At 70.9% G+C, this 22,241-nt stretch carries 23 protein-coding genes; 10 read left to right on the forward strand and 13 right to left on the reverse strand.

Features of this window, described 5'->3' with window-relative positions; genetic code table 11:
- From ACIPSA_RS01535 to ACIPSA_RS01550, 4 genes are all read left to right on the forward strand, one after another.
- Entirely contained in the window at nucleotides 1-795 is a 795-nt protein-coding gene (locus tag ACIPSA_RS01535; protein ID WP_402627477.1) for a thiazole synthase, read from the forward strand.
- Nucleotides 796-883: 88 nt separating this feature from the next.
- Complete coding sequence (gene pknB / locus ACIPSA_RS01540; protein WP_402627480.1) at nucleotides 884-2,806, forward strand: Stk1 family PASTA domain-containing Ser/Thr kinase; 1,923 nt, start codon at nucleotides 884-886, stop codon at nucleotides 2,804-2,806.
- Nucleotides 2,807-2,910: 104 nt separating this feature from the next.
- Nucleotides 2,911-3,801: a deoxyribonuclease IV gene (locus tag ACIPSA_RS01545; RefSeq protein WP_402627482.1), complete on the forward strand. Its 891-nt coding sequence runs from the start codon at nucleotides 2,911-2,913 to the stop codon at nucleotides 3,799-3,801.
- A gap of 77 nt (nucleotides 3,802-3,878) precedes the next feature.
- Entirely contained in the window at nucleotides 3,879-4,385 is a 507-nt protein-coding gene (locus ACIPSA_RS01550; RefSeq protein WP_402627485.1) for a DUF4396 domain-containing protein, read from the forward strand.
- Between the two features lie 28 nt (nucleotides 4,386-4,413).
- Here ACIPSA_RS01550 and ACIPSA_RS01555 read toward each other — a convergent pair whose 3' ends face one another.
- Nucleotides 4,414-5,046: a sulfite oxidase-like oxidoreductase gene (locus ACIPSA_RS01555; RefSeq protein ID WP_402627488.1), complete on the reverse strand. Its 633-nt coding sequence runs from the start codon at nucleotides 5,044-5,046 to the stop codon at nucleotides 4,414-4,416.
- Nucleotides 5,047-5,222: 176 nt separating this feature from the next.
- Here ACIPSA_RS01555 and bfr point away from each other — a divergent pair, with 176 nt between their 5' ends.
- On the forward strand, nucleotides 5,223-5,702 hold the full coding sequence (gene bfr, locus ACIPSA_RS01560; RefSeq protein ID WP_402627491.1) for a bacterioferritin: 480 nt from the start codon (nucleotides 5,223-5,225) through the stop codon (nucleotides 5,700-5,702).
- On the opposite strand, the gene ACIPSA_RS01565 is transcribed toward bfr, so the two are convergent.
- The gene (locus ACIPSA_RS01565) at nucleotides 5,699-5,959 is read right to left on the reverse strand and encodes a bacterioferritin-associated ferredoxin (RefSeq protein WP_402627494.1); all 261 of its coding nucleotides are present in this window, start codon (nucleotides 5,957-5,959) and stop codon (nucleotides 5,699-5,701) included. The genes bfr and ACIPSA_RS01565 overlap by 4 nt on opposite strands.
- Nucleotides 5,960-6,119: 160 nt before the next feature.
- Nucleotides 6,120-7,472 carry a class II 3-deoxy-7-phosphoheptulonate synthase gene (locus ACIPSA_RS01570; RefSeq protein WP_402627497.1) on the reverse strand — a complete coding sequence of 451 codons (1,353 nt, stop codon included), beginning with the start codon at nucleotides 7,470-7,472 and terminating at the stop codon, nucleotides 6,120-6,122.
- A 107-nt stretch (nucleotides 7,473-7,579) separates the two neighbouring features.
- Here ACIPSA_RS01570 and ACIPSA_RS01575 point away from each other — a divergent pair, with 107 nt between their 5' ends.
- Both ACIPSA_RS01575 and ACIPSA_RS01580 read left to right on the forward strand, forming a co-directional pair.
- Nucleotides 7,580-7,636: a trp operon leader peptide gene (locus ACIPSA_RS01575; RefSeq protein ID WP_078912442.1), complete on the forward strand. Its 57-nt coding sequence runs from the start codon at nucleotides 7,580-7,582 to the stop codon at nucleotides 7,634-7,636.
- A gap of 105 nt (nucleotides 7,637-7,741) precedes the next feature.
- On the forward strand, nucleotides 7,742-9,613 hold the full coding sequence (locus ACIPSA_RS01580; protein WP_402627499.1) for an anthranilate synthase family protein: 1,872 nt from the start codon (nucleotides 7,742-7,744) through the stop codon (nucleotides 9,611-9,613).
- A 91-nt stretch (nucleotides 9,614-9,704) separates the two neighbouring features.
- Here the strand turns inward: ACIPSA_RS01580 and ACIPSA_RS01585 are convergent, their stop codons facing one another.
- From ACIPSA_RS01585 to ACIPSA_RS01600, 4 genes are all read right to left on the reverse strand, one after another.
- Nucleotides 9,705-10,733, reverse strand: a complete 1,029-nt coding sequence (locus ACIPSA_RS01585; RefSeq protein ID WP_402627501.1) for a 6-phosphofructokinase — start codon at nucleotides 10,731-10,733, stop codon at nucleotides 9,705-9,707.
- A 125-nt stretch (nucleotides 10,734-10,858) separates the two neighbouring features.
- On the reverse strand, nucleotides 10,859-11,536 hold the full coding sequence (locus tag ACIPSA_RS01590; protein ID WP_402627504.1) for a response regulator: 678 nt from the start codon (nucleotides 11,534-11,536) through the stop codon (nucleotides 10,859-10,861).
- Nucleotides 11,533-12,768: a MacS family sensor histidine kinase gene (gene macS / locus ACIPSA_RS01595; protein ID WP_402627506.1), complete on the reverse strand. Its 1,236-nt coding sequence runs from the start codon at nucleotides 12,766-12,768 to the stop codon at nucleotides 11,533-11,535. The genes ACIPSA_RS01590 and macS overlap by 4 nt, the downstream gene beginning before the upstream one ends.
- A 53-nt stretch (nucleotides 12,769-12,821) precedes the next feature.
- Nucleotides 12,822-13,556, reverse strand: a complete 735-nt coding sequence (locus ACIPSA_RS01600) for a lysophospholipid acyltransferase family protein (RefSeq protein WP_402627509.1) — start codon at nucleotides 13,554-13,556, stop codon at nucleotides 12,822-12,824.
- A 152-nt stretch (nucleotides 13,557-13,708) separates the two neighbouring features.
- Here ACIPSA_RS01600 and ACIPSA_RS01605 point away from each other — a divergent pair, with 152 nt between their 5' ends.
- Both ACIPSA_RS01605 and ACIPSA_RS01610 read left to right on the forward strand, forming a co-directional pair.
- A complete protein-coding gene (locus ACIPSA_RS01605; RefSeq protein WP_402627511.1) occupies nucleotides 13,709-14,488 on the forward strand; it encodes an alpha/beta hydrolase in 780 nt (259 codons plus the stop codon).
- Nucleotides 14,481-15,038, forward strand: coding sequence for a hypothetical protein (locus ACIPSA_RS01610; RefSeq protein ID WP_402627514.1), 558 nt, complete (start codon nucleotides 14,481-14,483; stop codon nucleotides 15,036-15,038). The genes ACIPSA_RS01605 and ACIPSA_RS01610 overlap by 8 nt, the downstream gene beginning before the upstream one ends.
- Before the next feature lie 13 nt (nucleotides 15,039-15,051).
- Here ACIPSA_RS01610 and ACIPSA_RS01615 read toward each other — a convergent pair whose 3' ends face one another.
- From ACIPSA_RS01615 to ACIPSA_RS01640, 6 genes are all read right to left on the reverse strand, one after another.
- Nucleotides 15,052-15,798 (reverse strand): endonuclease/exonuclease/phosphatase family protein, encoded by a 747-nt coding sequence (locus ACIPSA_RS01615; protein ID WP_402627516.1) that lies wholly within the window; start codon nucleotides 15,796-15,798, stop codon nucleotides 15,052-15,054.
- Between the two features lie 152 nt (nucleotides 15,799-15,950).
- Entirely contained in the window at nucleotides 15,951-16,904 is a 954-nt protein-coding gene (locus ACIPSA_RS01620) for an ROK family glucokinase (protein ID WP_402627518.1), read from the reverse strand.
- Nucleotides 16,905-16,971: 67 nt separating this feature from the next.
- The gene (locus ACIPSA_RS01625) at nucleotides 16,972-17,448 is read right to left on the reverse strand and encodes a DUF5304 domain-containing protein (protein WP_402627521.1); all 477 of its coding nucleotides are present in this window, start codon (nucleotides 17,446-17,448) and stop codon (nucleotides 16,972-16,974) included.
- Nucleotides 17,449-17,559: 111 nt separating this feature from the next.
- Complete coding sequence (locus ACIPSA_RS01630) at nucleotides 17,560-18,729, reverse strand: ArsA family ATPase (protein ID WP_402627523.1); 1,170 nt, start codon at nucleotides 18,727-18,729, stop codon at nucleotides 17,560-17,562.
- 43 nt (nucleotides 18,730-18,772) lie between these two features.
- Nucleotides 18,773-19,216 carry an SRPBCC family protein gene (locus ACIPSA_RS01635; RefSeq protein ID WP_402627526.1) on the reverse strand — a complete coding sequence of 148 codons (444 nt, stop codon included), beginning with the start codon at nucleotides 19,214-19,216 and terminating at the stop codon, nucleotides 18,773-18,775.
- A gap of 122 nt (nucleotides 19,217-19,338) precedes the next feature.
- On the reverse strand, nucleotides 19,339-20,136 hold the full coding sequence (locus ACIPSA_RS01640) for a metallophosphoesterase (protein WP_402627529.1): 798 nt from the start codon (nucleotides 20,134-20,136) through the stop codon (nucleotides 19,339-19,341).
- 304 nt (nucleotides 20,137-20,440) lie between these two features.
- Here ACIPSA_RS01640 and ACIPSA_RS01645 point away from each other — a divergent pair, with 304 nt between their 5' ends.
- Nucleotides 20,441-22,237, forward strand: a complete 1,797-nt coding sequence (locus tag ACIPSA_RS01645; RefSeq protein WP_402627532.1) for an AMP-dependent synthetase/ligase — start codon at nucleotides 20,441-20,443, stop codon at nucleotides 22,235-22,237.
- Nucleotides 22,238-22,241 lie beyond the last annotated feature (4 nt).

Genomic DNA, 22,241 nt, shown 5'->3' on the forward strand with positions numbered 1-22,241 from the left:
ATGGCAGACGATCCCCTTGTCCTCGGCAACACGTCCTTCTCGTCCCGGCTGATCATGGGTACGGGCGGTGCGCCCAGCCTGGACGTGCTGGAGCGGGCGCTGGTCGCCTCCGGCACGGAGCTGACGACGGTGGCGATGCGGCGGGTCGATCCCGGTGTGCACGGTTCCGTGCTGTCGGTCCTCGATCGGCTCGGCATCCGGGTGCTGCCGAACACGGCGGGGTGTTTCACCGCGGGTGAGGCCGTGCTGACGGCCCGGCTGGCGCGGGAGGCGCTGGGCACCGATCTGATCAAGCTGGAGGTCATCGCCGACGAGCGGACGCTGCTGCCGGATCCGATCGAGCTGCTGGACGCGGCGGAGACGCTGGTGGACGACGGTTTCACGGTCCTGCCGTACACCAACGACGACCCGGTGCTGGCCCGGAAGCTGGAGGACGTCGGCTGTGCGGCGGTCATGCCGCTGGGCTCGCCGATCGGCTCCGGGCTCGGCATCCGCAACCCGCACAACTTCCGGCTGATCGTCGAGCACGCGCGCGTGCCGGTGATCCTGGACGCGGGGGCCGGCACCGCCTCGGACGCGGCGCTGGCGATGGAGCTGGGATGCGCGGGTGTGATGCTCGCCTCCGCGGTGACGCGGGCCCAGGAACCGGTGCTGATGGCGGAGGCGATGAGGCACGCGGTGGAGGCGGGACGGCTGGCGCGGCGGGCGGGCCGCATCCCGCCCCGGCACTTCGCCGAGCCCTCCTCGCCCACGGAGGGGCGCGCACACCTGGACCCCGAGCGCCCCGCCTTCTAGTCGCGCAACAGTCACAGCTCTGCTGCATTCCGTCCCCGGAACGGCGTAACCTCCGGCCCTGTCGGTCCCGGCTCGTACACTCACCTGCGTGGATACGACCCTTCAGGACCCCCTCGTCGGGCAGGTGCTCGACGGCCGTTATCGCGTCGACGCGCGGATCGCGGCCGGCGGGATGGCCACGGTCTACCGGGCCCTGGACACCCGTCTGGACCGGGTGCTCGCGCTCAAGGTGATGCATCCGGCGCTGGCGGCCGACGGGTCGTTCGTGGAGCGGTTCATCCGCGAGGCGAAGTCCGTCGCCCGGCTGGCGCACCCCAACGTCGTGCAGGTCTTCGACCAGGGTACCGACGGGTCGTACGTGTACCTCGCCATGGAGTACATCGCCGGATGCACCCTGCGCGACGTGCTGCGCGAGCGGGGCGCGCTGCAGCCGCGTGCCGCGCTGGACATCCTGGAACCGGTGCTCGCCGCGCTCGGCGGCGCGCACCGCGCCGGGTTCGTGCACCGGGACATGAAGCCCGAGAACGTGTTGATAGGGGACGACGGACGGGTCAAGGTCGCCGACTTCGGGCTGGTGCGGTCCGTGGACACGGTGACCAGCACCACGGGCGCCGTGCTGGGCACCGTCTCCTACCTCGCTCCGGAGCAGATCGAGCACGGCACCGCGGACCCGCGCGTCGACGTGTACGCCTGCGGTGTCGTCCTCTACGAGATGCTGACCGGCGAGAAGCCGCACGACGGTGACTCCCCCGCCGCGGTGCTCTACAAGCACCTCCACGAGGACGTGCCGCCACCCTCGGCCACCGTGCCCGGACTGCCGTACGAACTGGACGAGCTGGTGGCCGCGGCCACCGCGCGCGCCACCGACATCCGTCCGCACGACGCCGTGGCACTGCTGGCCCGGGTCCGGGAGGCCCGCGCGGGTCTCAGCGACGAGCAGCTGGACGCCGTGCCGCCGCAGGCGCTCTCCGCCGAACGCGACATCGCCGAGGACCGTACGAGCGTGATCCCGCGCTCGCTGACCGTGCCCCGGCTGCTTCCTGTCAACGAGGACGACGACCCGGCCGGGGCGGTCAACCGCACCAGCCGCCTCGAGGCGCCGCCCGTGCCCTCCGGACGGCGGCCGGACCGGCGCCTGCTCGTCACGGTCGTCGCCGCCGTGCTGCTGGTCCTCGGTGTCGGTGCCGGTGTCTGGTACATCAACTCCGGCCAGTTCACGAAGGTCCCGCCGCTGATAGCGAAGACCGAGGAGCAGGCGAGAGCACGGCTGAAGGCGGACGGGCTCCACGTCAAGCAGGTCAGGCACGCCTACAGCGACACGGTGAAGCGGGGCACGGTGATCAGCACCGACCCGGCGGCCAATGCCCGGATCCGCAGCAACGACTCGGTGACGCTGACCATCTCCGACGGCCCGGAGACCGTGAACGTGCCCGACGTCCAGGGCGCCGCGCTCGCGAAGGCCAGGGCACGGCTGAAGGCGGACGGGCTGGAGCCCGGGATGGTGACCCGGGAGTTCAGCGACAGCATCGCCAGGGGCTCTGTGATCAGCACGGACCCGAGGGCCGGTACGAAGCGGCACGCGGGTGCGGCCATCGCCCTCGTCGTCAGCAAGGGCAGCCGGGTCGACGTCCCGGACGTCACCGGCGAGGACCTGGACGCCGCCAAGCAGGAGCTGGAGGGCGCCGGTCTCAAGGTGGAGGTCTCCTCGCAGGAGGTCAACTCCGAGTTCGACAAGGGTCAGGTCGCCCGGCAGACGCCGGCGGGCGACAGCCAGGCCGCCGAGGGCGACACGGTGACCCTGACGATCTCCAAGGGTCCGGAGATGGTCGAGGTCCCGGACGTGGTCGGGGACAGCGTCGACGACGCGCACAAGGCGCTGGAGGGCGCCGGCTTCAAGGTCGACGAGGACCGCGGGATCCTCGGGTTGTTCGGGGACACGGTGAAGAAGCAGTCGGTCGAGGGCGGCGAGACGGCTCCCAAGGGATCGACGATCACGATCACCATCCGTTGACGGGAACGCGCTGCGGGGAACGTGCTGCGGGGAACGCGCTGCGGGGAACGTGCTGCCGGGAGCGCGCCGACGGGGCCAGTCCGGGAGCATGACACCCTGAACGGGTGAGCAGCGAGCATTCCGGTTCCGTCCCCGTCCCCTCCCGCAACCCCGTCGGCGGTCATGTCCCCGTTGCCGGGGGTCTGCACTCCGTCGGGCTGTCGTACGCCCGCGACCTCAAGGCCGAGACCGTGCAGGTCTTCGTCGCCAACCCGCGCGGCTGGGCGACCCCGCCCGGCAGCCCACGGCAGGACGAGGCGTTCCGGGCGGCGTGCGCCGAGGAGTCGATCCCCGCGTATGTGCACGCCCCGTACCTGATCAACTTCGGCTCGCACACCGAGGCGACCGTCGAGAGGTCGGTGGAGTCGCTGCGGCACTCGCTGCGACGCGGACGGGAGATCGGCGCGCTGGGTGTCGTCGTGCACACGGGAAGCGCGACCGGGGGCCGGGAGCGGGCCGTGGCGCTGAAGCAGGTGCGCGAGCACATGCTGCCGCTGCTGGACGAGCTCACCCACGACGACGACCCGTTCCTGCTGCTGGAGTCGACCGCCGGGCAGGGCGCCTCCCTCTGCTCCCGCACCTGGGACTTCGGGCCGTACTTCGAGGCGCTGGACGCGCATCCGAAGCTGGGCGTGTGCCTGGACACCTGTCACATCTTCGCCGCCGGACACGACCTGACCGGCCCGGACGGCATGCACCGGACGCTGGACCTGCTGGTCGGCACGGTCGGCGAGGGCCGACTGAAGCTGATCCACGCCAACGACTCCAAGGATGTGGCCGGCGCGCACAAGGACCGCCACGAGAACATCGGCTCCGGCCATATCGGCGAGGACCCGTTCCGGGCCCTGATGACCCACCCCGCGACCGAGGGCGTACCGCTGATCATCGAGACGCCCGGCGGCAAGGAGGGACACGCGGCGGACGTGGAACGGCTGAAGAAACTGCGGGATTCCTGATGCGTTGAGGAATACCCCCAGGGGGTATACGGTTCCTGCTCGACGGCAGGAACCGTTACCCGGCATTGGGGGCAGCCATGGAACACGAGGCGCACGCCGCGCACACTCACCACCACGAGGCGCATCCGCACGGGCCCGGCACGGCCCCCGGCGCCTGGGCCATGGCCGTACAGGCCACCCTGCACTGCCTCACCGGCTGCGCCATCGGCGAGGTGCTCGGCATGGTCGTGGGCACGGCGTTCGGGTGGGGGAACCTGCCGACGACGGTCCTGGCGATCGTGCTGGCCTTCTTCTTCGGCTACTCGCTCACCCTGCGCGGGGTGCTGAGGGCCGGCGTCGACCTCCGCACCGCCTTCCGGGTGGCGCTGGCCGCGGACACCCTGTCCATCGCGGTGATGGAGCTGATCGACAACGGTGTGATCGTGCTGTGGCCGGACGCGATGGACGCGCAGCTGGACGACGCGCTGTTCTGGGGCTCGCTGCTGATCTCGCTCGTGGTGGCCTTCGTGGTCACGACGCCGGTCAACAAGTGGACGATCGGCCGGGGCAAGGGCCACGCGGTGGTGCACCAGTACCACCACTGACCGGCACCGGCCGGTCCGCCGGGAGTTGTCAGAGCTCGGGGCCGTCCCCGGGCTCCTCCTGGTAGGAGTAGCGCTGTTCCTTCCAGGGGTCGCCGATGTTGTGGTAGCCGCGCTCCTCCCAGAAGCCGCGGCGGTCGGCGGTCATGTACTCCACGCCGCGGACCCACTTGGGCCCCTTCCAGGCGTACAGGTGGGGCACGACGAGCCGGACCGGGAAGCCGTGCTCGGCGGTGAGCAGTTCGCCGTCCTTGTGGGTGGCGAAGATCGTGCGGTCGGAAGCGAAGTCCGACAGGCGCAGGTTCGAGCTGAAGCCGTACTCCGCCCAGACCATCACATGGGTGACATCGGTCGCGGGCGGGGCGGTCTCCAGGATCGTGCGGGCCGGGATGCCGCCCCATTCCGCGCCGAGCATGCTGTACTTCGTCACGCAGTGCAGGTCGGCCATGACCGTGGTGTACGGCAGGGCCGTGAACTCCTCGTGATTCCAGCAGTGCTTCTCGCCGTCGGCGGTGGCGCCGAAGACCCTGAACTCCCAGCGCTCGGGCCGGAACTTGGGTACCGGGCCATAGTGCGTGACCGGCCAGCCGCGCTGCAGTCGCTGCCCCGGCGGAAGCTCGGACCCTGCCGCTTCGCCAGATTCGCGCTCCACCGGATGACCCATGACTCCATCCTGACAGACCCCGGGCAGTGCACTTGACCAGCCAGGTCCTGAATACCGACAAATGGCACCAAGCATGCACTTACCTACTAAGTACGCACTTACTGGACGATCTTCGTCGCCGGTGCAATCATGCGGCCGCAACCTCCCCATTCCCCCCTGTGGAAGGAGCCTCTGCGATGCAGGGCGACCCCGAGGTCATCGAATTCCTCAACGAGCAGCTCACCGGTGAGCTCACCGCGATCAACCAGTACTTCCTGCACGCGAAGATGCAGGAGAACCTCGGCTGGTACAAGCTCGCGAAGTACACCCGGCGCGAGTCGTTCGACGAGATGAAGCACGCCGAGGTGCTCACCGACCGGATCCTGTTCCTGGAGGGGCTGCCCAACTACCAGCGGCTGTTCCACGTGCGGGTGGGGCAGACCGTGAAGGAGATGTTCGAGGCCGACCGGCAGATCGAGGTGGAGGCGATCGACCGCCTCAAGCGTGGGATCAAGGTGATGCGCGAGAAGGGCGACATCACGTCCGCGAACATCTTCGAGGACATCCTCGCCGACGAGGAGCATCACATCGACTACCTGGACACCCAGCTGGAGCTGCTGGAGAAGCTCGGAGAGGCGCTCTACCTCGCACAGCTGATCGAGCAGCCCGAGAGCTAGGCGGCCTCGTCCAGTCCCGCCGACTCGTCCAGCTCGTCCGGTCCGGACACCGCGGAAAGGACCGGCTTGCCCTGATCGGCCAGCTCACGGCGGGGGCACGCGCCACGGCCGAGGAGCGCCTGAATACGCCGTACGCACGAACCGCAGTCGGTGCCCGCCTTGCAGGCCGAGGCGATCTGGCGCGGGGTGCACGCCCCGCCCTCCGCGTGCTTCTTGACCTGCGCCTCGGTCACGCCGAAACAGCTGCACACGTACACGCGGATTCACCTCCCGACGGGATCGATATCTGGCGCCGTCCCGCTTGATCGGTGAGGCAAACCTAACCTTACCCATCCCCCAGGAACCGCAAAAGTGGGAAGGGGCGCGGATCGTATGTGATCCGCGCCCCATTTCAGTTGTCCGTGGCAGGCAGACCCGTCACTGGTCCCGGTACATCTCGGCGACGAGGAACGCCAGGTCCAGCGACTGGCTGCGGTTCAGGCGCGGGTCGCAGGCCGTCTCGTAGCGCTGGTGCAGGTCGTCGACGAAGATCTCGTCGCCTCCGCCCACGCACTCGGTGACGTCGTCACCGGTGAGCTCGACGTGGATGCCGCCCGGGTGGGTGCCCAGGCCCTTGTGGACCTCGAAGAAGCCCTTGACCTCGTCGAGCACGTCGTCGAAGCGGCGGGTCTTGTGACCGGAGGCCGCCTCGAAGGTGTTGCCGTGCATCGGGTCGGTCACCCAGGCCACCGTCGTGCCGGACGCCGTGACCTTCTCGACCAGCTCGGGGAGCCGGTCGCGGATCTTGTCGGCGCCCATGCGGACGACGAAGGTGAGGCGTCCCGGCTCGCGCTCGGGGTCGAGGCGGTCGATGTACCGCAGCGCCTCCTCGGCCGTCGTGGTCGGGCCGAGCTTGATGCCGATCGGGTTGCTGATCTTCGAGGCGAACTCGATGTGCGCGCCGTCCATCTGGCGGGTGCGCTCGCCGATCCACACCATGTGCCCGGAGACGTCGTACAGCTTGCCGGTGCGAGAGTCGACCCTGGTCAGGGCGGACTCGTAGTCCAGCAGCAGCGCCTCGTGGGAGGCGTAGAACTCGACGGTCTTGAACTCCTCCGGGTCCGCCCCGCAGGCCTGCATGAAGTTGAGCGCGTTGTCGATCTCGCGGGCCAGCTGCTCGTAGCGCTGGCCGGACGGGGACGACCGCACGAAGTCCTGGTTCCAGGCGTGCACCTGGCGCAGGTCCGCGTAACCGCCGGTGGTGAAGGCGCGCACCAGGTTCAGCGTCGAGGCGGACGCGTTGTACATCCGCTTCAGCCGCTCGGGGTCCGGGATCCGGGCCGCCTCGTTGAAGTCGAAGCCGTTGACGGAGTCGCCGCGGTAGGTCGGCAGCGTCACGCCGTCGCGGGTCTCGGTCGGCTTGGAGCGCGGCTTGGAGTACTGGCCGGCGATGCGGCCGACCTTCACCACGGGCACGGACGCGGCGTACGTCAGCACGGCGCCCATCTGGAGGAGCGTCTTGAGCTTGTTGCGGATGTGGTCGGCGGACACCGCGTCGAACGCCTCGGCGCAGTCGCCGCCCTGGAGGAGGAACGCCTCTCCCTTGGCGACGGCCGCCAGCCGGGCGCGCAGCTGGTCGCACTCGCCCGCGAAGACGAGCGGCGGATACGACTCGAGGTCCGCGATCACTGCGCGCAGAGCCTCGGCGTCGGGGTACTCAGGCTGCTGCGCCGCGGGCAGGTTTCGCCAGGTGTTGCCAGCGCTTGCGCTGGTCTTAGCGTTCACGGTCACGCACCCAACATTACGGGGTCGTGTCGAGTCGTTTTCTCCCGGCTCGACAGGTGAGACGGATATGCGCTCACCTGTGGGCGCTCGGGCGATGGGGTAGGGTGCACCGCATGTTCGCGCTTTCGACCCAGAACTGGTGGTGGACCGCTCATCCGGCGGCCCACTGACTGCGCGTACGCAAGACTTCGCGAAGGCCGCCCGAGGGGCGGCCTTCGGCGTTTCCGGGGCCGTTCCTCACCGACATCGACACCGAGATCGACGGAAGAGGAACCATGGACCTGGACCGGCTCCTGCACGACGACCGCCCGTTCGCCCTGCTGCGCCGCCGCACTCCCGGCCACGACGAGAACACGGTGGAGGTGTTCCTCGGCCCGGTCTCCGTGCACGACCGCCTCGCCGATCTCCCCGACGAGGGTCTCGCGCTGATCCCGTTCCGGCAGATCCGCGAGCGCGGGTTCGACGTCCGGGACGACGGCACACCGCTGGCCGTGCTGGTCCCCGAGGAGACGCACACCCTGTCCCTGACAGACGCCCTGGCGCAGCTGCCCGCGCACGACGTGCGGGTCGAGGGCGGGGGCTTCGACGTCGGCGACGAGGAGTACGGCGAGATCGTCGGCCGGGTGCTGCGCGACGAGATCGGGCGGGGCGAGGGAGCGAACTTCGTCGTCCGGCGGACGTACGAGGGTGAGATCCCGGGGTTCGGCCGCGCGGACGCCCTCGCGCTGTTCCGGCGGCTGCTGGAGGGCGAGCGGGGCGCGTACTGGACGTTCGTCGTGCACACCGGGGACCGGACGCTGGTCGGGGCCAGCCCGGAGGTGCACGTGCGGATGTCGGGCGGCACCGTCGTCATGAACCCGATCAGCGGGACGTACCGCTACCCGGACGCGGGCCCGACGCCCGAGCACCTGCTGGACTTCCTGGCCGACGGGAAGGAGATCGAGGAGCTGTCGATGGTGGTCGACGAGGAGCTCAAGATGATGTGCACGGTCGGCGACATGGGCGGGGTGGTCGTCGGGCCGCGGCTGAAGGAGATGGCGCACCTCGCACACACCGAGTACGAGCTGCGCGGGAAGTCCTCGCTGGACGTGCGCGAGGTGCTGAAGGAGACGATGTTCGCGGCGACGGTCACCGGGTCGCCGGTGCAGAACGCGTGCCGGGTGATCGAGCGGTACGAGCCCCTCGGGCGGGACGGTGTCGGGCGGGGCTACTACGCGGGTGCGCTGGCGCTGCTCGGGCGGGACTCCGGCGGCGCCCAGACCCTCGACTCCCCCATCCTCATCCGCACCGCCGACATCGACGCGGCCGGGCGGCTGCGCGTCCCGGTCGGCGCCACGCTCGTGCGGGGGTCGGACCCGGCGGGCGAGGTGGCGGAGACGCACGCCAAGGCGGCGGGTGTGCTGGCGGCCCTCGGCGTACGGCCGTCCCGGCCGCGGGCGGAGCACACGCGCCCCCGGCTGGCCGACGACCCCCGGGTGCAGGCGGCACTGGACGGGCGCCGGGCCTCGCTGGCGCCGTTCTGGCTGCGGATGCAGGAGCGGTCGCAGGACCTCGAAGGGCACGCGCTCGTCGTCGACGGGGAGGACACCTTCACGGCGATGCTCGCGCACGTGCTGCGGGCCGCCGGCCTGGAGGTGACCGTGCGGCGGTACGACGAGCCGGGGCTGCGGGAGGCGGTACTCGCCCACGAGGGCCCGGTCGTCCTGGGCCCCGGCCCCGGTGACCCCGCGGACCTCGCCGACCCGAAGATGCGCTTCCTGCGGGAGCTCACCGCCGAGGTGCTCCGGGGGCACCGGCACGGCGTCCTCGGCGTCTGCCTGGGGCACGAGCTGATCGCGGCCGAGCTGGGGCTTCGGATCGTGCGCAAGGAGGTGCCGTACCAGGGGGCGCAGACGACCGTCGACCTGTTCGGGCGGGCCGAGACCGTCGGCTTCTACAACAGCTTCGTGGCGCACTGCGACGACGAGGCCTTCCGGGAGCTGGCCGCACACGGCGTCGAGGTGAGCCGCGCCGCGAACGGGGAGGTGCACGCCTTGCGGGGGCCCGGCTTCGCTTCGGTCCAGTTCCACCCGGAGTCGGTGCTGACGCTGAACGGTCAGGCGATCGTCACGGAGTTCCTGCGGGTGCCGCTGCTCCGGCGGCCGTGACCGGAGCCCGCGCACGCGGGATCGCGGGATCGACGCACGAGAACGCCGCCACGGAGCCCGTGGCGGCGTTCGCCCGTCCCCCGTCCGGGAGTCAGCCGAAGAACACGCCGACTTCCTCGTACAGCTTGGGGTCGACCGTCTTCAGCTTGGCCGTGGCCTCGGAGATCGGGACGCGGACGATGTCGGTGCCGCGCAGGGCGACCATCTTCCCGAAGTCGCCGTCGCGGACCGCGTCGATCGCGTGCAGTCCGAAGCGGGTGGCGAGCCAGCGGTCGAAGGCGCTCGGGGTGCCGCCGCGCTGGATGTGACCGAGGACGGTGGTCCGCGCCTCCTTGCCGGTGCGCTTCTCGATCTCCTTGGCCAGCCACTCGCCGACACCGGAGAGCCGCACGTGCCCGAAGGAGTCCAGCGACTCGTCCTTGAGCACGACGTCGCCGTCCTTCGGCATGGCGCCCTCGGCGATCACCACGATCGGGGCGTAGGACGCCTTGAAACGGGAGGTGATCCAGGCACACACCTGGTCGAGGTCGAAGCGCTGCTCGGGGATGAGGATGACGTTCGCGCCACCCGCGAGCCCGGAGTGGAGGGCGATCCAGCCGGCATGACGGCCCATCACCTCGCAGACGAGGACCCGCATATGGGACTCGGCGGTGGTGTGCAGCCGGTCGATGGCCTCCGTGGCGATGCCGACGGCGGTGTCGAAGCCGAAGGTGTAGTCGGTGGCGGAGAGGTCGTTGTCGATGGTCTTGGGCACGCCGACGCACGGCACGCCGTACTCGTCGGACAGCCGCGCGGCCACGCCCAGGGTGTCCTCGCCGCCGATCGCGACGAGCGCCTCGATCTCGTGCTTGGCGAGGTTGTCCTTGATCCGGCGGATGCCGTCCTCCTGCTTGAGCGGATTGGTCCGCGAGGAGCCGAGGATCGTGCCGCCGCGGGGCAGGATGCCGCGCACCGCGGGGATGTCGAGGCGGATGCTGTCGCCTTCGAGGGGTCCGCGCCAGCCGTCCCGGTAGCCGACGAACTCGTAGTGGTACTCCTGCACGCCCTTGCGCACGATGCCCCGGATGACGGCGTTGAGCCCGGGGCAGTCGCCGCCTCCGGTCAGTACTCCGACCCGCATGGAAATATCCCTTCGCCGCGGTTGCCTGATGCAGGTCACGCTAATGGTGATCCCCGTCACACAGGGATGGGCGGGAAGGGCAATTCCGGTGAATTGTCGGGCGGTTGGTTGACGGGTGGGTCCGGTCAGGCGTCGTCGAGTCCGCGCTCTATGGCGTACCGGACCAGCTCGACCCGGTTGTGCAACTGGAGCTTGCCGAGCGTGTTCTGGACGTGGTTCTGCACCGTGCGGTGGGAGATGACGAGGCGTTCGGCGATCTGCTTGTAGCTCAGGCCCTTGGCGACAAGGCGCAGCACCTCCGTCTCACGCTCGGTCAGCCGGGGCGCCCCCGGCTCGTCGGCGTCCGGGGCGGGCGCGGGTTCGGACGCCAGCCGGCGGTACTCGCCGAGGACCAGGCCGGCGAGGCCGGGGGTGAACACCGGGTCGCCCACGGCCGTACGGCGCACCGCGTCCAGCAGTTCCTCGGTCGAGGCCGACTTCAGGAGGTAGCCCGTCGCGCCCGACTTCACGGCCTCCAGCACGTCGGCGTGCTCACCGCTCGCCGACAGCACCAGGACGCGCAGCGCCGGGTTGGCGCCGACCAGTTCCTTGCAGACCTGGACGCCGGGCTTGGCGGGCAGGTTGAGGTCCAGCACGAGGACGTCCGGCGCGGCGGCCCTGGCCCGGCGCACCGCCTGCTCGCCGTCCCCGGCGGTGGCGACCACCTCGAAGCCGGACTCGGCCAGATCCCGGGCGACCGCGTCGCGCCACATGGGGTGGTCGTCGACCACCATGACCTTGATCGGGCCCTGCTGCTGTGTCATCGCTTCTCCGCCTTCCCCCGGGAGACGTCCGGGTCCTTCGGGACCTTGGGCACCTTCAGCTCGACTTCCGTGCCCTGCCCCGGCGTCGAGATCAGCTCGGCGCTGCCGCCGAGATCACGCAGCCGCCCCCGGATCGACAGGGCCACCCCGAGCCGCCCCTCGCCCTCCGCCTGGGCGAGCCGGCCCTCGGGGATTCCGGGTCCGTCGTCCCGGACGCTCACCACGACCTCGTCCGGCTCGTCCTCGACCAGGATCCAGGCCCGCGCGTCCGGGCCCGCGTGCCGGCGCACGTTGTCCAGGGCGGCGCCGACGGCGGCGGCCAGCTCCCTGGCGGCGCCGGGCTCCAGCGGCACGGGGGCACCGGGCTCGGCGAGGCTGACCCGGGCACCGGCGTACAGGACGAGCAGGGTGCGCAGGTCGACGGGACCGTCGATGTCGTCGGGCTCCTCCACGGTCCGTACGACCGCCCCCTCGGCCGCGTCCTCCGACACGCGCGCGACGGGCAGCAGACCGCCGGAGACGAGCGCGCGCAGCGCCACCTCCTGCTCCCCCGCCATGCGGCCCAGCTCGGCCGCCTCGCCGCCGATGACCGCGCCGCGCCGCTGCACCATCGCCAGCACCTGCAGCACGCTGTCGTGGATGTCCCGGGCGAGCCGCTCCCGCTCCCGGGTCGCGGCCTCGATCTCCAGCGCGCGGGCGAGGGTGCGCTCGGAGGCGCGGGCGACCTCCACGACGTACCCGATGGCGATGGAGGCGACCCAGACGAGGATCACGTTGTGGACGGTGTCGCGGGCCGGTTGGCCGCGCTCGATCAGGTTGGCGACGGCGACGGGCGTGGAGGCGAACGCGGCCCAGCGCCAGCCGCCCTTGATGGCGAAGGCGAGGACCGAGCCGGCCGTCCAGATCGAAGGCAGGGTGGGGCCGCCGCGGTCGATGTGGTGGGCGGTGACGACCCAGGGAGTGAGGACGATGCCGGTGAGCGCGATCGCGAGATCGACGGCGAGGAAGCGCTTGGTGCAGGCCACCGCGTTCTGCACCCGGGGCAGCGTGGCGAGCGTCCAGACGCACAGCACGGCGTAGTACGCGATGGCGACGGCGGGGCGGTCGTACTCGCCGTAGGCGGAGGCGAACAGACCGATCGCGTACAGCATCGTCAGGACGCGGTAGCCGGCGAGCGCACGCCACAGCGGCAGCTCGACCGACATCCTCATGACCTTCTCGCGCTTCGGCACGACCCCCGCCCCCGTTCCCCCCGGTCCCGGACTGCCCCGTGCGGGGCTCCCGTCTAGGACTCGGTCTTCTTCTTCTCCGCCTTCTCGGCTTCCTTCGAGGCCTTCGACGCCTCCGCGATCTGCCGCTTGGCGGCGGTCGCGTAGATGTCGACGTACTCCTGTCCGGAGAGCTTCATGATCTCGTACATGACCTCGTCGGTCACCGCGCGCAGCACGAAACGGTCGTGCTCCATCCCCTGGTAGCGGGTGAAGTCGAGGGGCTTGCCGATCCGGATCCCGGGCCGCATCAGCTTCGGGACGACCTTGCCGGGCGGCTGGATCTTCTCGGTGTCGATCATCGCGACCGGGATGACCGGAGCGCCGGTGGCGAGGGCCACGCGCGCGAGGCCGCCGGGCTTGCCCCGGTAGAGGCGGCCGTCGGGCGAGCGTGTGCCCTCCGGGTAGATGCCGAACAGCTCCCCGCGCTCCAGGACCTCTATGCCGCTCTTGATCGCCGCCTCACCCGCGCCGCGCGCGCCGGAGCGGTCCACCGGGAGCTGGCCGACGCCCTTGAAGAAGGCCGCCGTCAGCCGCCCCTTCACGCCGGGCGTGGTGAAGTACTCCGCCTTGGCGATGAAGGTGACCTTGCGGTCGAGGACCGCCGGCAGGAAGAACGAGTCCGAGAACGAGAGGTGGTTGCTCGCCAAGATGGCGGGGCCCTCGGCGGGAATGTTCTCCAGGCCTTCCACCCAGGGTCTGAAGGCGACCTTCAGCGGTCCCCCGATGGCGACCTTCATCGTGCCGTACAACAACCGAGTGCCTCCTGTTTCCGTCGATCAGACCTTAACCCGGAGCGCTGTCAAAGAGACCGACGGCCCTGGTCGGTGTCAGTGCGGTCGCGTACGGTGAAGGACATCTGGACTCGTCGTTCACGTCTCTCTCATGGACAGGAGACTGAAAGGTGCCGGTTCTCCCCGGAGCCGAGCCGTACCGCCACGAGGGCGGGGAGGTTGGTGTCCTCCTCTGCCACGGCTTCACCGGCTCGCCCCAGTCGCTGCGCCCCTGGGCAAAACATCATGCCCGGCACGGCCTGACCGTGTCGCTGCCGCTGCTGCCCGGCCACGGTACGCGCTGGGAGGACATGCAGCTCACGGGCTGGCAGGACTGGTACGCGGAGGTGGACCGCGAGCTGCGCGTGCTGCGCGAGCGCTGCGCGCGGGTGTTCGTGGCGGGCCTGTCGATGGGCGGCGCGCTGGCCCTGCGGCTGGCCGCGAAGCACGGCGAGGGCGTCGAGGGCGTCGTGGTCGTCAACCCGGCGAACAAGGTGCACGGCCTGGCCGCGTACGCCCTTCCGGTGGCCCGGCATCTCGTGCGGACGACGAAGGGCATCGCCAGCGACATCGCGAAGGGAGGCGCGGCGGAGCTGGGGTACGACAAGGTGCCACTGCACGCGGCGCACTCCCTGCGGAACTTCTTCCGCATGCTGGACGGCGAGCTCCCGCAGGTCACCCAGCCGCTGCTGGTCCTTCGCAGCGCGCGGGACCACGTGGTGCCGCCGGCCGACTCGGCCCGCGTGCTGAGCCGGGTGTCTTCCCTGGACGTAACGGAGGTCGTGCTGGAACAGAGTTACCACGTGGCGACGTTGGACAACGACGCGGACCGGATCTTCGAGGAGAGCCTCGCCTTCATCGGCCGGCTCGCACCCAGTGTCGGCAAGGAAGGGACGGCCGCAGTTGGCTGAGCACGACTCCGACCGCGAGGATCGCGAGCCGGACGAGAAGGGTGTGCCCTTCGACGAGGAGGCTGCCTGGGCGGCGATCGTCGCGGGGTACGGCGCCGAGCCGCCGGACCCGCCGGGCACCAGGCCTTACAGGCCGATCGAGGATCTCGCACTGCCCGAGACCGGGCCGGACGAGGACGACAGCACCGAGGAGCAGCCGCCCGCCAAGCCCCTGGGCAGCTCCGTGTCCTTCGCGCCCAGCGTCGGCCCGCGCGACTACACGGCGCCGGAACCGTCCGAGGACGACTTCGACGAGGACGACGAGGGCCACTTCGTGCCGCCCGAGCCGCCGCCGCTGCCCACCGCCGACACGACCGCCAAGTTCGCCTGGCTGGGTGTGGTCGGCGGCCCGATCCTGCTCCTGCTGGCCGTGCTGCTCGGCTGGGACATGACGTGGTGGCTGACGACGCTCGGCATAGGCGGTTTCCTCGGCGGCTTCGTCACGCTGGTGACCCGGATGAAGACGGACGACGACGAGGGCGACGATCCGGGGCGGGGCGCGGTCGTCTGAGCGACGCGGCGCGCTACGCCGACGGGATTCTGAGGGCGGCCAGGACCGGGAGATGATCCGTGGCCGCCCTCAAAGCTGCCTCGGTCACGCCGGGGTGGCCGAGGGGCACCCCGCAGCCGAGGACCTCGATGCCCTTGGTGGCGAAGATCGCGTCGATGCGCTGATGGGGGTGGACGGGGGTGGAGGTGTACTCGCCGCCCCAGGGGGCGGTGGCCCGGCAGTCCTGAAGGCCCTCGGTGAGACGCCGGAAGGTACGGCCGTCGGGGCGCTCGTTCAGGTCTCCGCCGGCGACGGCGTGCTCCACGCCCATTCCGGCCAATCGGTCGAGGAGCATGCCGGCCTGCTCGTAGCGCTCGTCCTTCTGCAGGCTGAGGTGACAGCTGAGGACGCCGAGGCGGGCTCCGCCGAACCGTACGACGGCGGTGGCGAAGCCCCTGCGGTGCAGGCCCGGGGTGAGCGGGAGGAGTACGTCCTCCGTTCGCTCGACGGTGGCCCGGAGACTGCACAGGATCGCCGGTCCCGCGGCCGTCGCCCCGCCGGTGAGGATCACCTGCCCGGACGCGGCCGCGAGCCGCGCCAGCTTCTTGCGCCAGCGGAAGAAACGGGGGGCTTCCTGGACGAGGACCAGGTCGGGGGCGCAGGCGGTGATCACGCGGGCCAGCGCGTCCGTGTCGTCGCGCATCGAGCGGATGTTGTAGCCGAGGACGCGGATGACGGCCGAACCGTCCGGCTCGGTGCGGGAGTTGGGGAGCGGCGCCATGTGGATCAATGTACGCCGAATAGCTCGGGGCGCGAGGTGCATGCGCGACTGCCGGTCGTTCGTGGCTTGTCGCGCCTACGCGGCGGAGCCGCATATCGATGCAGCCCCGCGCCCCTGGGTAGGCACAGTCGCCATACCTCGAAAAGTGAACGTCACATGATCGGGTCGGGCTCCCGGGCCAGGTCGGCTGCTCCGACCAGGCCCGCCTTGTTGCCCAGCCGGGCCGCGATCACCTCGGCGACCGGACGCCAGTTGCCGCCGACGAGCCAGCGCTTGTACGACTTGCGGATCGGGTCGAGGACCAGCTCGCCCTCGTCGGAGAGGCCGCCGCCGACGATGAACGCGGAGGGGTCGAAGAGGGAGGCCAGGTCGGCCAGGCCCGCGCCGGCCCACCGGGCGAGCTCACGGTAGGAGTCGACGGCGACCGGGTCGCCCTGGCGGGCGGCCATGGAGATGTGCTTGCCCTCGATGCCCTCGGGGGTGCCGTCACCCAGGCCGAGCAGGATCTCGGCGCTCTCGGGTGTGGCGTTGGCGCGCTGCTTGGCGTACCTCACCAGCGCGCGGCCCGACGCGTACTGCTCCCAGCAGCCCTGCGAGCCGCAGCCGCACAGCAGGCCGTCCGGGACCATCCGGATGTGCCCGAACTCGGCGGCCACGCCGAAGTGCCCGCGGCGCAGCTTGTTGCCGATGATGATGCCGCCGCCGAGGCCGGTGCCGAGCGTGATGCAGATGACGTTGCGGTGGCCCTTGCCCGCGCCGAACTTGTACTCGCCCCACGCGGCCGCGTTGGCGTCGTTCTCGACAACGACCGGGAGGCCCACGCGGGCCTCGACCTCCTGCTTCAGCGGCTCCTGGCGCCAGTCGATGTTGGGGGCGAAGTAGACCGTCGAGCGCTGCCGGTTCACGTAACCGGCCGCTCCGATGCCCACGCCGACGATGTCGTGACCGGCATGCGCGCCCTCCACGGCGGAGGCGATGGCGTCCACGATCGCCTCGGGCGTGCCCGGGGTCGGCACCTTGTACGTCGAGAGGATGTTGCCTTCCTCATCGACCACGCCGGCCGCGATCTTCGTGCCGCCGATGTCGACGCCGATGGTGAGTCCCATGAATCCCTCAGTTTCGGTCGAGCCCCGCTACGGCCAACCGTACCCGAGGCCCTGCCGGCGGAGGCTGTCAGTCCAAGTCGATGCGTTCTCCCGGGCCGGAGCCCTCGCCCCGGTCCTTCGGGTCTGCCGTGCGGGACGTCCAGCGCTGCTCCTGCGCCTGGACGGCGGAGCGGTATGCGGCGAGCAGTTCGTTGCCGGCCGCCGCCAGGTGGTCGAAGACATCCGGATTGCGCTCTATGACGGGCTCGACGGCGGCCTTGGCCTGCTGGACCACCTGTCGCACCACCTGCTGGGCGGCAGGCCCGGCGACCGCCCCGAGGAGCGGGGACTGGAGGCCGGACAGCTTGTCGGCGACGGCGTCGACGAGTTTGCGCAGTTCCTCGGCGGCCGAGCCCGGAGGCGGGCCGTACTCGGCTCGGCGGCGGGCCCGCTCGGCCTCCAGGTCCTCGGCGCAGGCCGTGGACCAGGCGTCGGCGTCGGTCGCCCGCACCTCTTCGGCCGCCTCCTTCTCGGAAGCGTCAGGTGTGGGGCGCTCTTCGCTCATGACGGACTCCTGACTACGGTTCGTCTCTACGACGTTACCCGAATGGGCGTACGGGGTTCACCGTCCGCGGGGCCGGACTCGGCCGCCGCTCCGGCGTCGGGCTAGCGGGAATCACTTCTCGCGCGGCCACAGGTCAGGGTCCGGCGCGAACCGGATGCGGAGCTCGTCGTCCCGCAGCGCCGCCCCCGCGACGGTACAGCGGCGCAGGGCGGACGGGAGCGCGACGATCCGGCGGAACCGGCCGGCCGTGATCACGAGTTCGTCGCCGCGCCGGACGAGATCGAGTTCGTCGCGTATCGCGCCGGGCAGCGGGATGTTCCAGACGAGCACGCCGTCCGCGGCGATCCGGTCGGTGACGGGCCACTCGACCGGGGCGGGAGTCGGGTTGACTCCGGGCACGGCGAGCGCGGCGAGGTCGTCATGGCCGTGCGGGTCGCGGCCCAGATGGGCGACCGCGTGGACGTCGTACGACTCCGCCCAGTCGGCCAGGGCCTTGCGCTGCTGGGCGGCGAGTCCGGCGAGCCAGCTGTCTGACGCGGTCTCGGGCAGGACACGGTTGGCGACCAGGGTCTCGGTGCGCAGGCCGCGCAGGGCGAGGCCGAGGGCGGCGGAGCGGACGGCGTCGGTGCCGCCCGGTCCCGGTTCGGCGACCAGCCGTACGGACGTGGCGCGGTCGGCCACGACGGCCTCCACGGCGGCCAGTTCGACATCCCAGCGGGCGGCCGTCTCGTACAGCCAGTCGGCGGGCATCGGGACGCCGGCGAGCCGGCCGAGGACGGGGCGCAGGGCGCGGGCGGCCTGCCGCTCGGGCGGGAGCAGCCTGCGCAGGTACCGGCGCAGTTCCTCGGGGAGGGCGAGGAGGGCGAGGGCCTGCGGGAGGGGCGGGAGGTCGACGACCAGGAGGTCGTAGCGCTCGGACAGGGCCGCGTCCCGCAGGGCGCGCAGGAAGGACAGCTCCTCGGCGCCGGGCAGCGGCGTGACTTCCTCGGCGTCGAGGCGGGAGGCGCCGAGGAGGTCCAGGACGTTCGCGGCGCGGGTCTGGAACGCGGTGAGGTCGTCCCGGAAGCGTTCGGCCGCGTCGGGGCGCCAGGCGGTGAGGTTCGGCGCGATCCGCGCCGGGACCGGTCCCGTCGCCGCGCCCAGCGCCGCCCCGAGGGTGTCCGTGCGGTCCGCGCTCAGCACGAGGGTGTCGCTTCCCTCGCGTGCGGCGCGCAGGGCGGTGGCGGCGGCGACGGTCGTGCGTCCGGAGCCGCCCGGGCCCGTGATCAGGATGGTGCGCATGGGGGTGAACGGTACCTCCGCGCGCCGCCGCGGAACGCCGCCCTTATTTCTCGCCCGACTCCACCCGCTTCTTCAGCCCCGCCAGCGCCCGGTCGATGATGACCTTCTCGGCCTTGCGCTTGATCATGCCGAGCATGGGGATCTTGACGTCGACGGTGAGCTGGTACGTCACCTCGGTGGCGCCCGCGCCGGCCGGCTTGAGGAGGTAGGAGCCGTCCAGGGAGCGCAGCATCTGGGACTTCACCAGGGTCCAGGAGACCTCGTTCTCCCCGGTCCAGGTGTAGCCCAGGGTCTGGTCGTCCTTGATGGCCCCGGCGTCCATGACGAGGCGGACCTGCTCTGCGCGGCCCCGGTCGTCGGTCTTGAGGACCTCCGCCTCCTTCACCTCGCCGGTCCAGTCCGGGTAGCGGGCGAAGTCGGCGATCACCGCCATGACGTCGGCCGGGGCCGCCTCGATCGTGATGCTCGAACTGGTGTGTTCCGCCATCGCCGTGGCTCCTCCAGATGCGGGCCGGTAGTCGGGTGCGCCGCGCGCGAGCGTGCGCACGTGTGTGCAGCGTGAAGGCTACCGCGCCCCCGACCAGCCGCCTTCACCCCGTCCGGGGTCGTTCACCATTCGAGCGCCCAGGGCCGTCCCGTCCCGGCGAAGTGCCCCACGTTCACGCACTCGGTCGCGCCGATCCGCATCCGCGGCACCAGGGGCTGGTGGACGTGCCCGAAGAGGGCGTAGCGGGGCCTGGTGCGGCGGATCGCGTCCAGCAGGGCGCGGCTGCCGCGCTCGAAGCGGCGCGCGACGGTGTCGTACACCAGTTCCGGGACCTCCGGGGGGATGTGCGTGCACAGCACGTCGACCTCGCCGACCGCCTCGATCTTCGCCGCGTACTCCTCGTCGCTGATCTCGTACGGCGTCCGCATGGGGGTGCGCAGGCCGCCGCCGACGAAGCCGAAGGTCCACCCCCCGATCTCCACCCGCTCGCCGTCCAGGACCGTGGTGCCCGGTCCGGCGTACTCCGGCCACAGGGTCGGTATGTCGACATTGCCGTACGTCGCGTACGTCGGCGCCGGGAACGCGGCGAACATCTCGGCGTACTGCTTGCGCACCGCCTTCTCTATCGCCGTGGCCCGGTCGGCGCCGATGCCGGCCCACAGCCGGGCCCCGAACTCCCGCGCCTCCTCGAAGCGGCGGGAGGTGCGCAGTTCCACGATGCGGTCGGCGTTCGCCTCGCCGAACAGGTCGGGGAAGATCCCGCGCGAGTGGTCGGCGTAGTCGAGGAAGAGGACCAGGTCACCCAGACAGATCAGGGCGTCGGCACCGTCACCGGCCCTGGCCAGGTCACGGGCGTTGCCGTGTACGTCACTGACCACGTGGACGCGCGCGCTTCGGTTGCCGACGGGTGTGGGTGCCATGGTGATTGAGAGTAGTCGGTGAACAGTGGCGGTCGGACCTGCGGTTACTGGCCAGTCAGTAAAGAGGTGGACTACCGTACGCGAAGAAACACCAACCTGTGTGACGCAGCGAACATCTCGCCGGGACCCCCTGTCGAAGAAGCCATACCGGCGGGTAACGTCCGGGCAGTCCAGTCGTGCTCTGGATTTCAACCACTGATCCTCGAGGTTCGTGGTGGACAACCGGAGTACCTGCCCGAGCCTTGGACCGCACCGTCGCATCGCACAACGTCGTGGCGCCGGCGCCCTATGAGGAGCAGCAGTCTTGCGCGAGTTCAGCCTTCCGGCTTTGTACGAGGTCCCTGCGGACGGCAATCTGACCGACATCGTCCGCAGAAACGCCGCGCAGCATCCCGACGTCGCCGTCATCGCCCGCAAGGTCGGCGGCGTCTGGCAGGACGTCACGGCCACGACGTTCCTGGCCGAGGTGCGCGCCGCCGCCAAGGGACTCATCGCCTCCGGCGTGCAGCCCGGCGACCGGGTCGGCCTGATGTCCCGTACCCGCTACGAGTGGACACTGCTCGACTTCGCGATCTGGAGCGCCGGCGCGATCACCGTGCCGGTGTACGAGACCAGCTCGCCGGAGCAGGTGCAGTGGATCCTGAGCGACTCCGGGGCCACCGCGTGCATCGTCGAGCTCGACAACCACGCGGCCGCCGTCGACTCGGTGCGCGACCACCTGCCCGCCCTCAAGCACGTCTGGCAGATCGAGGCCGGCGGCGTGGAGGAGCTGGGCCGGCTCGGCCAGGACGTCACGGACGCGACCGTCGAGGAGCGCAGCTCGCTCGCCAAGGCGGACGACCCGGCGACCATCGTCTACACCTCCGGCACCACTGGCCGGCCCAAGGGCTGTGTCCTGACCCACCGCAGCTTCTTCGCCGAGTGCGGGAACATCGTGGAGCGGCTGCGGCCGCTGTTCCGCACCGGCGAGTGTTCCGTCCTGCTCTTCCTGCCGCTCGCGCACGTCTTCGGGCGTCTGGTCCAGGTCGCGCCGATGATGGCGCCGATCAAGCTGGGCAACGTCCCGGACATCAAGAACCTCACCGACGAGCTGGCCGCGTACCGGCCGACCCTGATCCTCGGCGTCCCGCGCGTCTTCGAGAAGGTCTACAACTCGGCGCGCGCCAAGGCGCAGGCGGACGGCAAGGGCGCCATCTTCGACAAGGCGGCGGACACGGCGATCGCGTACAGCAAGGCGCTGGACACCCCGTCGGGCCCGTCCGTCGGTCTGAAGATCAAGCACAAGGTGTTCGACAAGCTCGTCTACAGCAAGCTGCGGGCGGTGCTCGGCGGCCGGGGCGAGTACGCCATCTCGGGCGGGGCTCCGCTGGGCGAGCGTCTGGGCCACTTCTTCCGGGGCATCGGCTTCACGGTCCTGGAGGGCTACGGCCTGACCGAGTCCTGTGCGGCGACCGCGTTCAACCCCTGGGACCGGCAGAAGATCGGCACGGTCGGCCAGCCGCTGCCCGGCTCGGTCGTGCGCATCGCCGACGACGGCGAGGTGCTGCTGCACGGCGAGCACCTGTTCAAGGGCTACTGGAACAACGAGGCCGCGACCGCCGAGGCGCTTGCCGACGGCTGGTTCCACACCGGTGACATCGGCACCCTCGACGAGGACGGCTACCTCAGGATCACCGGCCGCAAGAAGGAGATCATCGTCACCGCGGGCGGCAAGAACGTCGCCCCGGCCGTGATCGAGGACCGCATCCGGGCGCACGCGCTGGTCGCGGAGTGCATGGTGGTGGGCGACGGGCGGCCGTTCGTGGGCGCGCTGGTCACCATCGACGAGGAGTTCCTGGGCCGCTGGGCCGCCGAGCACGGCAAGCCGGCGGGTTCCACCGCGGCGTCGCTGCGCGCCGACCCGGATCTCATCGCTGCGGTCCAGGACGCGGTCGACGACGGCAACGCCGCGGTGTCGAAGGCGGAATCGGTGCGGAAGTTCCGCATTCTGTCCTCCCAGTTCTCGGAGGAGTCGGGCCACCTGACGCCGTCCCTGAAGCTCAAGCGCAATGTGGTGGCGAAGGACTACGCGGACGAGATCGAGGCGATCTACCAGAAGTAGTCCG

The organism is Streptomyces sp. NPDC086549 (assembly GCF_044746205.1).
In the GTDB taxonomy this organism is placed as follows: domain Bacteria; phylum Actinomycetota; class Actinomycetes; order Streptomycetales; family Streptomycetaceae; genus Streptomyces.

Excerpts from the sequence above, each read along its gene's own strand:
- ACIPSA_RS01535 (WP_402627477.1), top strand. The coding sequence starts at position 1 with ATGGCAGACGATCCCCTTGTCCTCGGCAACACGTCCTTCTCGTCCCGG.
- ACIPSA_RS01550 (WP_402627485.1), top strand. The coding sequence starts at position 3,879 with ATGGAACACGAGGCGCACGCCGCGCACACTCACCACCACGAGGCGCAT.
- ACIPSA_RS01555 (WP_402627488.1), bottom strand. The coding sequence starts at position 5,046 with ATGGGTCATCCGGTGGAGCGCGAATCTGGCGAAGCGGCAGGGTCCGAG.
- bfr (WP_402627491.1), top strand. The coding sequence starts at position 5,223 with ATGCAGGGCGACCCCGAGGTCATCGAATTCCTCAACGAGCAGCTCACC.
- ACIPSA_RS01580 (WP_402627499.1), top strand. The coding sequence starts at position 7,742 with ATGGACCTGGACCGGCTCCTGCACGACGACCGCCCGTTCGCCCTGCTG.
- ACIPSA_RS01585 (WP_402627501.1), bottom strand. The coding sequence starts at position 10,733 with ATGCGGGTCGGAGTACTGACCGGAGGCGGCGACTGCCCCGGGCTCAAC.
- ACIPSA_RS01590 (WP_402627504.1), bottom strand. The coding sequence starts at position 11,536 with ATGACACAGCAGCAGGGCCCGATCAAGGTCATGGTGGTCGACGACCAC.
- ACIPSA_RS01615 (WP_402627516.1), bottom strand. The coding sequence starts at position 15,798 with ATGGCGCCGCTCCCCAACTCCCGCACCGAGCCGGACGGTTCGGCCGTC.
- ACIPSA_RS01620 (WP_402627518.1), bottom strand. The coding sequence starts at position 16,904 with ATGGGACTCACCATCGGCGTCGACATCGGCGGCACGAAGATCGCGGCC.
- ACIPSA_RS01625 (WP_402627521.1), bottom strand. The coding sequence starts at position 17,448 with ATGAGCGAAGAGCGCCCCACACCTGACGCTTCCGAGAAGGAGGCGGCC.
- ACIPSA_RS01630 (WP_402627523.1), bottom strand. The coding sequence starts at position 18,729 with ATGCGCACCATCCTGATCACGGGCCCGGGCGGCTCCGGACGCACGACC.
- ACIPSA_RS01635 (WP_402627526.1), bottom strand. The coding sequence starts at position 19,216 with ATGGCGGAACACACCAGTTCGAGCATCACGATCGAGGCGGCCCCGGCC.
- ACIPSA_RS01640 (WP_402627529.1), bottom strand. The coding sequence starts at position 20,136 with ATGGCACCCACACCCGTCGGCAACCGAAGCGCGCGCGTCCACGTGGTC.